This window comes from candidate division WOR-3 bacterium, assembly GCA_026418155.1.
GTDB lineage: Bacteria > Hydrothermota > Tepidihabitantia > Tepidihabitantales > CAIPLT01 > JAOABV01.
In genome coordinates this window covers 1-10,847 of the sequence record JAOABV010000058.1, presented here as the reverse complement: position 1 = coordinate 10,847, position 10,847 = coordinate 1, and the positions used below count along the sequence as shown (strand labels likewise).

Annotated in this window: 10 protein-coding genes; 6 read left to right on the top strand and 4 right to left on the bottom strand. The window is 33.4% G+C overall.

Annotated features, from left to right (window positions below):
• Positions 1–631 (bottom strand): outer-membrane lipoprotein carrier protein LolA (locus N2201_06375; protein MCX7785830.1); only part of this gene is annotated, 631 nt, incomplete at its 3' end.
• Positions 632–1,177: 546 nt separating this feature from the next.
• Between N2201_06375 and N2201_06370 the strand changes: the two genes are divergently transcribed.
• The 3 genes from N2201_06370 to N2201_06360 are packed head-to-tail and all read left to right on the top strand — an operon-like array spanning position 1,178 to position 3,152.
• The gene (locus N2201_06370) at positions 1,178–1,639 is read left to right on the top strand and encodes a hypothetical protein (protein ID MCX7785829.1); all 462 of its coding nucleotides are present in this window, start codon (positions 1,178–1,180) and stop codon (positions 1,637–1,639) included.
• 9 nt (positions 1,640–1,648) lie between these two features.
• Entirely contained in the window at positions 1,649–2,440 is a 792-nt protein-coding gene (locus tag N2201_06365; GenBank protein ID MCX7785828.1) for a hypothetical protein, read from the top strand.
• A gap of 1 nt (position 2,441) precedes the next feature.
• Complete coding sequence (locus N2201_06360; protein ID MCX7785827.1) at positions 2,442–3,152, top strand: DUF3108 domain-containing protein; 711 nt, start codon at positions 2,442–2,444, stop codon at positions 3,150–3,152.
• Between the two features lie 219 nt (positions 3,153–3,371).
• On the opposite strand, the gene N2201_06355 is transcribed toward N2201_06360, so the two are convergent.
• The 3 genes from N2201_06355 to ispF all read right to left on the bottom strand — a co-directional run bounded on the left by N2201_06355 (position 3,372) and on the right by ispF (position 7,523).
• A complete protein-coding gene (locus N2201_06355; GenBank protein ID MCX7785826.1) occupies positions 3,372–5,771 on the bottom strand; it encodes a TonB-dependent receptor in 2,400 nt (799 codons plus the stop codon).
• A gap of 420 nt (positions 5,772–6,191) precedes the next feature.
• Positions 6,192–6,851 carry a rhomboid family intramembrane serine protease gene (locus N2201_06350; protein MCX7785825.1) on the bottom strand — a complete coding sequence of 220 codons (660 nt, stop codon included), beginning with the start codon at positions 6,849–6,851 and terminating at the stop codon, positions 6,192–6,194.
• Between the two features lie 186 nt (positions 6,852–7,037).
• Positions 7,038–7,523: a 2-C-methyl-D-erythritol 2,4-cyclodiphosphate synthase gene (ispF, locus tag N2201_06345; GenBank protein MCX7785824.1), complete on the bottom strand. Its 486-nt coding sequence runs from the start codon at positions 7,521–7,523 to the stop codon at positions 7,038–7,040.
• A gap of 604 nt (positions 7,524–8,127) precedes the next feature.
• Between ispF and N2201_06340 the strand changes: the two genes are divergently transcribed.
• The 3 genes from N2201_06340 to N2201_06330 all read left to right on the top strand — a co-directional run bounded on the left by N2201_06340 (position 8,128) and on the right by N2201_06330 (position 10,540).
• Positions 8,128–8,682, top strand: a complete 555-nt coding sequence (locus N2201_06340) for a T9SS type A sorting domain-containing protein (GenBank protein MCX7785823.1) — start codon at positions 8,128–8,130, stop codon at positions 8,680–8,682.
• A 115-nt stretch (positions 8,683–8,797) separates the two neighbouring features.
• The gene (locus N2201_06335) at positions 8,798–8,971 is read left to right on the top strand and encodes a hypothetical protein (GenBank protein MCX7785822.1); all 174 of its coding nucleotides are present in this window, start codon (positions 8,798–8,800) and stop codon (positions 8,969–8,971) included.
• A 78-nt stretch (positions 8,972–9,049) separates the two neighbouring features.
• Positions 9,050–10,540: a hypothetical protein gene (locus N2201_06330; protein MCX7785821.1), complete on the top strand. Its 1,491-nt coding sequence runs from the start codon at positions 9,050–9,052 to the stop codon at positions 10,538–10,540.
• The last annotated feature ends 307 nt before the right edge of the window (positions 10,541–10,847 follow it).

Sequence of the window (10,847 nt, the reverse complement as noted above, 5' to 3'; positions counted from 1 at the left end):
CTTTAACACCCATTCGGAGTTCAGATTTGCTGGGTATAGTTAGTTGATTATGAGAATAAAGACTGTCGACAACAAATATTGTTGTCGGATTATCGGATTTGCCATATGTCTCAAATCTTAAAGGTAAATAACTGGTCTTATCAATCCAAACAAGAATTTTTCTATATTGCGGGATGTCATTAATTGTATCTTGCTTAGGACTACCTTCTAAAAGAAAGATATTGTAATCTTTTACCTTACCTTCCCATCTGAGATTGAATTTAAATTTATGTTCAAAAAAGTTAATAAAATTTAAACCAATATTGGAAAAATCCTTAAGCCCTTCTAAAGGATTAGAAACTTCTTTTATGTGCCATTCTTTTTCTTTGGGGATACGGGTATACAAATACTTTCCATCGAAAATTATTTCTTGTTCCTCAGGACTTATTAGATTTAATCTAAAAAGATTCGGACTTTGATAGTAGAATAATCCTTCACTAACAAATTTGTTTTGTCGGGACACAGAAATTTCTCTTTGAATCGCACCTGATAAACTTGTAATTTTACTCATCGCAATCTTGGCATTTGCCAAAATTGAATCGCAATTAATTGACTCAACTACAAATATCGTCAACACTGTTATTAACAACACTCTATAATATAAGAAAAATTTTTAGCGATGTCAATCATAATTTATGTAATCTATTCATGACATACGCTATAGTTTGTGAGATTTTAATTATATTAATAATTGATTCAAAGCGTATTTTGAATTCTGTTAGAAATGTTTCAATAAAATATATTAAATATATGTTGACTTCCTGTTCAACTACTAATAAGTGTAGCCTTTCTTTTCAGTTTTGGACATTCTGTTTTTGATATTATATTTCTCTAATGAAAAACATCTGTCAAAATTTTGTGCTTTATTTCATTTGTCTCGAAAGATAACTAATAAATTACTTTTTGTATTCTTGATTATAATGCAAGATTCAACTATATTGTTTCTATCTAAATAGAGATTTTTTTGATATAAGTTTCAACCCAAAAACGACATTTTGGCATAATAGATTGTTAATATTTCTTCCTAAATAAATTTATTGACATCATCTGATAATATCCTATAATGCGTTGTGAAGCAGTGAGTCTTTAATCGTAAAAAGCAATAATTGTCCACAATGCGGAGGAATACATGTCTAATATGAAAGAGTCTTTATGGTTAGTAATTATTTTAATCATCGTAGTTTTAATAGCGTTAAATTGTGCGCCGGGCAATTATCGTTGGAACCCAAATGTTGAAGGTTCAAAACCAGCAAATTTTTGGGCCGGACTGTGGCATGGTATTATTATCATTATAACTTTTGTTGTGAGCTTATTTACAAACACAGTTAAAATCTATGAAGTCAATAATGTCGGTTGGGCTTATAATCTGGGATATATTTTAGGTGTATTAATTTCTATTGGTGGTGGTTTTAGATACACCAAAACAAGAAAAGTAAAAAAATATGACTGGAATGAAATAGAAGAGAAAATTCGTGAAGGCATAAAAACCTGGCTTGATGAATCCAAAGACGAAGTTAAGAAAAAAGAATGGGAAGAAATCGGTAAAAAAGTTGAGGAAAAAATCAAAAGAAAATTGAAGGAATGGGCGGAAAAGGAATAGGATTATAGTGTGAAATATCTCCCTACATTCGTCTTATTTATTGGTATTGGCTTAGTTATTCCCATAATATATTTTTTTATTTTTCGTCGACGCTCGCTATTAGATAAAATTCCCGTTTGGGTTTGGTCCGTAACCGGTATTAATGCATTTCTTTTTTTCCCAGCATTTTTGTTTCGTAAACATTGGGAAAAAGCATTGGTGTTGGCGTATAATAAGTTCTGGTTTGTGCTGACAATTGTTCAAATGGACAATAATTTCTGGGAAACACTAGCAAAACTTCTGGTAATAATTATTTTTATCGCATTAACTAAAGATAACGGTAAAGATACATTCAAACAGAAAAGGACGGCAACTATATTCGGTTATTGGGTTGGGCTTTGTTATGGTATTGGTGAAGCAATCACTTTATCAGTTATTGGCTATTTTCCTTTGCTCAATCGAATTTTTGGTATTAATCTCTTTATGTATTTCACAACCTGGTACACAATCTGGGAGCGTTTTTATGCAATTCAATTACATGCGATTATTGGCGCTTTGGTCGGCTTAGGTTTTTATCATTGGTATGGATTGGCTAAACGCTGGTGGCTATTGTTATTTTTTATCTTCGGAATGTTATATCATGAATTGGTTGATGGACTTGTTATTGTTATGATGTATTTTCCGAGACTTGAATTCATTAAATTTTTACGAATTCACATTTATACAATAACATTGCCGGTATTATTAATCATCGGTTATTTTATATTATTAATTGTCTATAAAGTAAGTAAAAATATTAGACAAGAAAGCAAAGGAGGATAAAATGAAAAACATTATATGTGTTATATTGTCCGCATTACTAATCATACTTAACTGCGGGAAAAAAGTAGTCCCGGCAATTAAATTATCACCAAATAATTGGAATGAAATCAATAAATACCGTTTGTTGATAGACACTATTAATGTCGGTTCGTATCAGTTGATCTATAAATCCATATCTGAACCAGAACCTGTTATTGAACTACAATCAATAACTGAAATTAAACAAGCCGGTATTATCTCCCGTGATTCAACAGTCTTATTATTAAGACAGAATAACTTAAAACCAATATCTTCATCCAAGATACTATCAACCAGTGGGACGATAATAACAAGTGAGATTAAATACCACAACAACAAAGCATCAATTAAAGCATCTTTACCCCAGGGCAAGAAATCAATTGATATACCGATTAATGTCAATACCTATGATAATGACCAAGTGACCACTATTTTACGTGCAATTAATTTAGCACCTAATGAAGAAAAAGAGATAAATGTGGCAATCGGTTTAAGTGGAACTACTGTCCCTTTAAAAATAAAATTAGTCGGTGAAGATAAGATTAAAGTGCCCGCGGGTGAATTTGACTGTAATAAATATACACTTTCCGTCGTCGGCAGAAATATTGATATCTGGTATGAAAAAACCGATACTAAAAGAATGGTTAAATATTACGATGCTCAAGCCAATATGACAATGGAACTTCTATTGTAACTAAATTATAAAACATAAATACTGCTTAAACGACACAAAAGACAGATTCTAAATAAATATTAATTATTAAATTCTACTCTGCCGACATTAAGGCAAGGAGATTTTTTATTATTAGATTCGCAAATTATTAGGGACTCGGTATTTAATATGCATCATCTATTATTAGAAGTATTAGTCTTTGGTAAATAGTTCTCTTTATATCAAAATTAATGGTAAGAATCAAAATTCAATTATCATCCCTGCCATAGGCCAGAATCCAAATTGTTCAACAACTTCTACCTCTTTTTCATTATTCTTATAATAGTAAAACCAGATATTCTTATGATTGAACAGATTTTGAATTTCTAAGTACCAAGATAGACTCCAATTTTTATGAATAAACTTATGGTCCCAACGAAAATCTAATCTTTGATAACTTGGATATCGGGCCGAATTCAGCAGATCACTATTATCAATCCAGCGGCGCGTTGCTGGGATCCATTGTTTTGGCGTATATGGTCTACCCCCTAAATAGCGAAAGCGCAAACCAATATTAGCAATATCAGAAAAAATAAACCCACCAATAGTACCACGAAACCATTTAGGTAAGTTCTGATACCAGTTTTCCTTGTAAAAATCGATTTGGTAAGTGCCGGTAAAACTAAATACATTTCGATAGTCAAACTCGTTGGGAATTCTTTTTGCTGGGTTTTGGGGATTTATGATTTGAGAATTAGAATAGGAATAAGAAATTATTCCATTGTAATTATTAGTAAACTTCTTTTGTAAACAGAACTCAATTCCTTTTGCCTCACTTTTACCATTATCGAGATATTTAGTTGAAACATCATAAGGGTCTGGTGTTGTCCAGTGTTCGGGAATTAATAGATTCTGCATCTTCTTTTGATAAAGTTCAATTGATAACTTAGTATCATCAAAGAAGAGTTTTTCCAGACCAATGATATAATGTTGGGAACATTGACTGGCTAAATTATGATTAGCACTACTATCCCATAATAAAATATAATATGCTGGTGATTGATAATGCCAACCATAACCAGCAGTTAGATTAACTCCAGCCCAAATTGGTTTTGTGACTAAACCTATTCTCGGTGAGAGATAAAACTTATTGGTGTATCTAAAATAGTCGGCACGCGCACCTAATGTCAAATTTCCAAAATCACCCAGTGCAATTCTATGCTGAAAATAAGTATTAAACTTATAAGATTGGGCGCGGGCGTTAGTATTTACCAGTTGCGTTTCGCCCCTATAAGTTGAATCAATAATTGTGCTGTCAACCAGGTTATAATGATAAATGTAGATTGGCTCTTTTGAGGCATAAACTTTATGTGAAAACGGTACTTGTGAAAACCCGAGACCACATTGTGATTCCTGAGTTTTATTCCATCGTAGATTAAGGTCATATTTACCGCCTAATGCTTGTTCTGTAGAAAATAATTCGATTAAAGTATCTCCGTCTCGACCTTGATTTACTTTAAGTGTGAGCGCATCCCAATGAGACCTGACCCAAGATAGAGTTAATTTTCCATAACCAATATTAGAGAAAAGTGATTGCCAAATAAGTCCACTTATTAATCGTTCTGTTTTTGATTCAGTGAAAGTTTGAGTCTTCATAATATCTTCTTCCGGTTCAATTTTTATATAATCATTGCCATACATTTCCAATAAGGATAATTCCTGATATGGTGATAACTTAAAATTCAACTTTAATAGGCAATTATCATAATAAGGCACCGCGGACATTTCTCCCCAGACTTTAGATTTTGCCATTATCTCTAAAAAACTTTTGTGATACGAAGCGAGCCAGGAACCTTTTTGTTTGGGAAACGGACTTTCTAAAATTAAACCTAATCCCGCCATACCAACATCAATATTACCGGCAAATTCTGTGTTTGAACCATTTCTGAGGGTTATATCCATAACCGATGATGCTTTATCGCCAAATCGGGCAGGAAATGCGCCGACAATAAAGTCAACTTCTCGAATCAAAAGGGCATTAAGCATACTAATTGGACCACCTTGTTGATTGAACATTGAAAAATGATTGGGATAGGGTATTTCAATGCCATCTAATAGAAAAAGATTTTCATTAGGATTGCCACCGCGCACAATAATATCATTATCTTGGTCACCAGAAGAAACGACTGCCGGCATTGCTTGCACTACTCTTTGAATATCGCCTAATCCACCAGGTTGGACTTGAATCTCTTCTGCATTAAAACTGCGTTCACTTATTGATGCGTCTTTTACCTTAGGAAAAAACTCTGGTCTAATAGTTACGGCCGAAACTTCAATAATCGATGGTGATAACTTAAAAATTAATTCGGTCGTTCGATTTGGTTCAACCACAACATTAGTTTTGGCCTGACTCCGATAACCAATCATTGACGCTTCAATTGTATAAGTTCCAACTTCGACTCTATTAATTATAAACCGACCCTGTTCATTGGTTGCTGCACCAATTTGCTTACCCACAAGCACAACATTAGCACCAATTAAAGGTGTATTTGTTGAACCATCAAAAACACTGCCAGCAATTCGACCCGAGGCTGAACCGCTAACAAATGAAATTAAACCAGTTAAAAGAAAAATAATAGCATATAATTTAAGTCTATGCATAATTTATTTCCTCCATTGGGTATAAAACGAACTTGATATTTGTATATTCATAACACAGATAACTTGTCGTAAATATAAAATAAAATAAGATTGCATAATAGTCAATACTGAACCTATTAATGCTTATAAAATGTCTTTTGTAAAATACAGACAAAATAGTGATTGTATTAACTTCTGTGATAAAAGATACTTTGAATGAAAAACGCTATCCTAATATTATAAAAGAATCTTATTAAGATTTAATTAACATTCGAGATAAGAAAAACTGAACCGTTGATTGGTCTTTTATGATTTATTAAAAGTTTCAATATAATTGCGTAAAACTATGAAAGTTTTCCGTTGAGATACAATCTGCTTTCTAAATAAGATGAGAAAACTAAACTTTCTAATTATCTCTTATTTTATAGTTAATTAAAAGTCTCAATATATTTCGTAGTGGAAGTAATATCTTTTTCTTCGGAAAATCAGTCCAAACACTAAACCAACTACAAACCCACCAATATGAGCAAAATATGCCACTCCGGAACCTTGACCGGCGGTACCAAAGCCAAAAATTAATTGAAGAAAAATCCAAAAACCTAAAAAGATATATGCTGGTAACATTGTAAATCTTATAAAAAATCCTAAAGGAACTAAAGCAACTACTCGGGCGTTAGGAAACAAAATTAGATAACAACCCAAAACTCCGGAAACAGCGCCTGAAGCACCGATAGTGGGAATTGTCGAATTGGGCGAAACTAAAATATGAGCAAAACTACCAACTACTCCAGAAAATAGATACATTATAATAAACCAAAACTTTCCCAAAGTGTCTTCAACATTATCTCCAAAAATCCACAGATAAAGCATATTGCCTAAAATATGCCAGAAATCACCATGCAAAAACATTGAGGTAAACAAACTATACCAATTGATGCCGGCTAAAATGTTCTGCGGTATCACGCCGTATGAAATGAAAAAATTCCTTAAGCCTCTACCTAAAGACATTTCATAAATAAATACAATTACATTCATCGTAACAATTATATAAGTAATAAATGGTCTTCGCTCAGAAGGTATATCGTCTCGTAAAGGCAGCATAAATTAAAATATTAAAAATTAAAAATTATTCTATAATCCAAAGCACAAATAGAAAACTCTAAAAATAACATTATTTATCAGTTTGCTTTCGTAGTTAAGTAGTAAATAACTTTCATTCTGCTGAACTTATCATCTGATATAGCAAAAAATAAAAATATAAATAAAATTCTTAAACATATATAATTATTATTTTTTTCGGAGGAGTGCTAATGAATACGCAATAATTCCTTGTTGCTTATTTGTAAATCCTAAACCTTCAGTAGTTTTGGCTTTAATGCCAATTGCCGATTTATCTACTTTTAAGACTTCTGCCAACTTCATCTTCATCTGCTCAAAATAAGGATTGAGTTTTGGCTTTTGACAAATAACTACTGAGTCAACATTAATAATCCTATATCTATTTTTTTCAATCAGTTTCATTATTTGGGCAAGAATTTTCAGACTGGATATTCCCCTAAGTTTAGGGTCAGTATCAGGAAAATAGCAACCAATATCATTAAGTCCAACAGCACCTAAAAGTGCATCACCAATTGAATGGCATAAGACATCTGCATCAGAATGGCCAAACAAACCATAAGAGAATGGAATTTCGACACCACCTATAATTAACTTCCGATTTTTTCGTAAAGGATGACTATCAAATCCAAATCCAATACGATATTTAGATAACATCCGAAACGGATTTTTATCTTTATTCAATCCCAAGACCATATTCGCTATCTATCAAACTATTGTATCTTATAATAATCAATCTATTGTATCTTACAATATAAGATTGGTCAAGTCAATCAAAAGCGGATAAGGCTGATGTGCAGATGCGAAGTAGTAATCGAATAGTGTATGCAGTTATTAATAAATAAATATACCCGGCAATGTGGGCAATGTCTTTATGTAAAAAAGAAATTACACAATATTCTTGACGCTACTCTTTGGTAAGATAGACTTGACAGTTAACTACAATTTATTATAATATCAAGGACTTGATTTATTTTTAATATTATATTGTAAGCTTACCGCTGGTTCAGGGCAAGTTTCATATAATATAAAAATAATTAATCAAGGCGGAATATGCAGAGGTTGAAATTGCCGGTGTTTGTTAGAGAATTTACCGATATTAGGATAATTAGGATAATTTTGATAATAAGAAGTTTTGGGCTATGGTCATCTAATAATTCGACAAAAAACATAAGCAATTCTGTCATATTAAAGACATCATTTAAAGTTATAAACCAATTAAACATATTTAACATAAACCAGAATATATAAGGAGCATTTTATGAATAAATATAGTATCAATGTTATAATTGGCTTCTTAATAGTATTATTAAGTGCCAATTTACTTGATGCTCAATACCGTTGCGATTGGAATGTGTTTAGCAATGGTGGAGGAATTTTGACTTCTGCTAATTATCAATGCCGGGCAACTGCGGTTCAACCGGCAATTGGTAATATGGCATCAAGTAATATGCTCGGGTTTATTGGCTTTTGGCTACCTGTAACACCAACTGCGATTTTAGAACCTAAAACCGAAGAAGTCTTTAATCCCAACCAACTCATTACGAAACTATATAATGCTAAACCCAATCCATTCCGAAACCTAACCACAATTTACTATTCACTATCTACGAAAACTAAAGTATCACTTAATATCTATGATGTTTCGGGTAGATTAGTGAAGACATTAGTTAATGGAGAGCAAACCCCGGGTTTCTATAATGTTATGTGGAATTCCCAAGACAATCAAAACCAGTTAGTGTCTAAAGGTGTTTATTTTTATCGTTTGCACACTTCTAATTACAATTCCAGTAAAAAATTAGTTATCATTCAATAAAAATATAATTAAACTAAAACTTTAATTTATATAGCATCGCCACAAGGAACTTATAACTCATTTTGTGGTAAAAATAAGGAGGATGCTATGAAACGCAATCATTGTTGTATCAATTTTGTTATTTTCTATTGTTTTGACAGTAGAAAATGCTGAAGTAAACAAAATAAATATCCAATCAAAAAGCGACCCGGTAATAATAACAATCCCGAAACTACTCAATTATCAAGGAAAACTGACTAATCTGGCCGGTGTGCCAGTTGCTGATAGTCAATACTCAATTACTTTTTGATTAATTACCAGTTCAATAGGTGGTATAGCATTTTGGAGTGAAACCCAAGATGTTCAGACTAATCAAGGAATATTTAATGTGCTATTAGGTTCAAATACTGCCATTGAATCAATTCCGCAATCAGGTAATTGTTATCTGGAAATGCAAGTCAATCCCTATCCGGCAATATCGCCAAGAATTAGATTAGTGAGTTCTGCTTATGCTTATTTATCTAAAAAGTCTGACACGGCCAATTATGCATTAAGTGCCAATATCACTTATATTGATAGTGCAAGAGTGTCAACTAATGCTCACAAATTACAAGGAAAAGATACAATCGCATTGAGTAATAAGTTTGTAGATGAAGGACAAAGCAATTCAATCACAACGAGTATGATAGTAGATGGCAATGTTACAATGGCAAAGATAAATCAGGCCGGTGCGAGTGCCGGTCAAGTCTTAAAATGGACTGGCAGTGCTTGGGCGCCAAGAAGTGATAGTATTGGCACCGGAGTCTTTTTACCATTAAGCGGTGGCACAATGACTGGACCGATTACCAGCACGGGAAATCCAGAAATCACAATGGGTAAAGGTAATTTTGGTTCAGGCAATATCAATTCTGGCACAATGGCTTTTGTTGCGGGAAGTAATAATCGTGCTCGTGGTGATTATTCGGTTGTCAGTGGCGGCGGGGGTGCATTAGCAGATTCTAATTCGGCACGTGCTTATGGCTCAACTATTGGCGGTGGTTCTCGTAATTCTGCAAGCGGTGTTGCTGCAACTGTTGGCGGCGGTTGGAATTCTGCAAGCAGTAATTACTCAAGCATAAGTGGAGGAAATTATAACACTGCCAATGGAGTTTCCTCTACTATTAGCGGCGGATATGCTAATTCAGCAAGCGGTGATTATGCAACTGCGATAGGTAGACGCGATACATCTGCGGCTACTTATAGTTTTACAACTAATTATGGTTCAAAAGTGGCTTCTCTTCATACTAGTTCATCCGCATTTAATGGTCAAATTGCAACTGCATCGGGTCAAACCCGAGTTGGCACGCTTTCTAAAGCATCGGGCACTTTTACGATTGACCATCCACTTGACCCAATGAATAAAATTCTTAATCACTATTTTGTTGAATCACCAGAAATGGTCTTAATCTATCGTGGCTCAATTATTATCGGTGCGGATGGCAAAGCAGTTGTCCATCTACCTAATTATTTTGACGCCCTAAACCAAAACCCAATGATTCAATTAACTGGTGTCGGCACTTCTGATGTTTATGTTGTTGACGAAGTTAAAGGCAATACTTTTGTCATTGGTGGAAAACCAAATACTAAAGTTTATTGGATTGTTACTGGTGATAGAAAAGACCAGTCCGCAGAAATTACTCGGATTATTATGCCGGTTGAACAGACAAAAGATAATGAACTGCGTGGTCGTTCTTTAGATGATGATTTTCTTAGTGTAACTAAAGAACAACTGGACCGAATGGGTAAAGGACACTTATTTAACTTCCGCACTGCCTTCGGACAACAGAAATACGAAAACTCGAAACGAATAGAAACAGAGATTGAGCGAATGAAAGAATAAGAACGAAGAAATCTGATTGATTATAGTATAATTAATCACGAAAACACGAAAGACACAAGGGCGGAAAAAAGAGATATAATCAAATTTTGTGGAAAATTGGAAATAAGGTATTTAATGAGTATCATAAAAACGCCGGCACCAATCAATCTATCCATCCCGCCCTTGTTATTTTTCAACACAGAAATACAACAAAATAAGTTAAAAATCTAACAAAAAAATAAGTTAAAAATCTAACAAATAATCATTCCGAGCGGCCCGATGGACTCAATCGGTTGTCCTTCAGCCAATCTACTGGAGAATGCAGTAG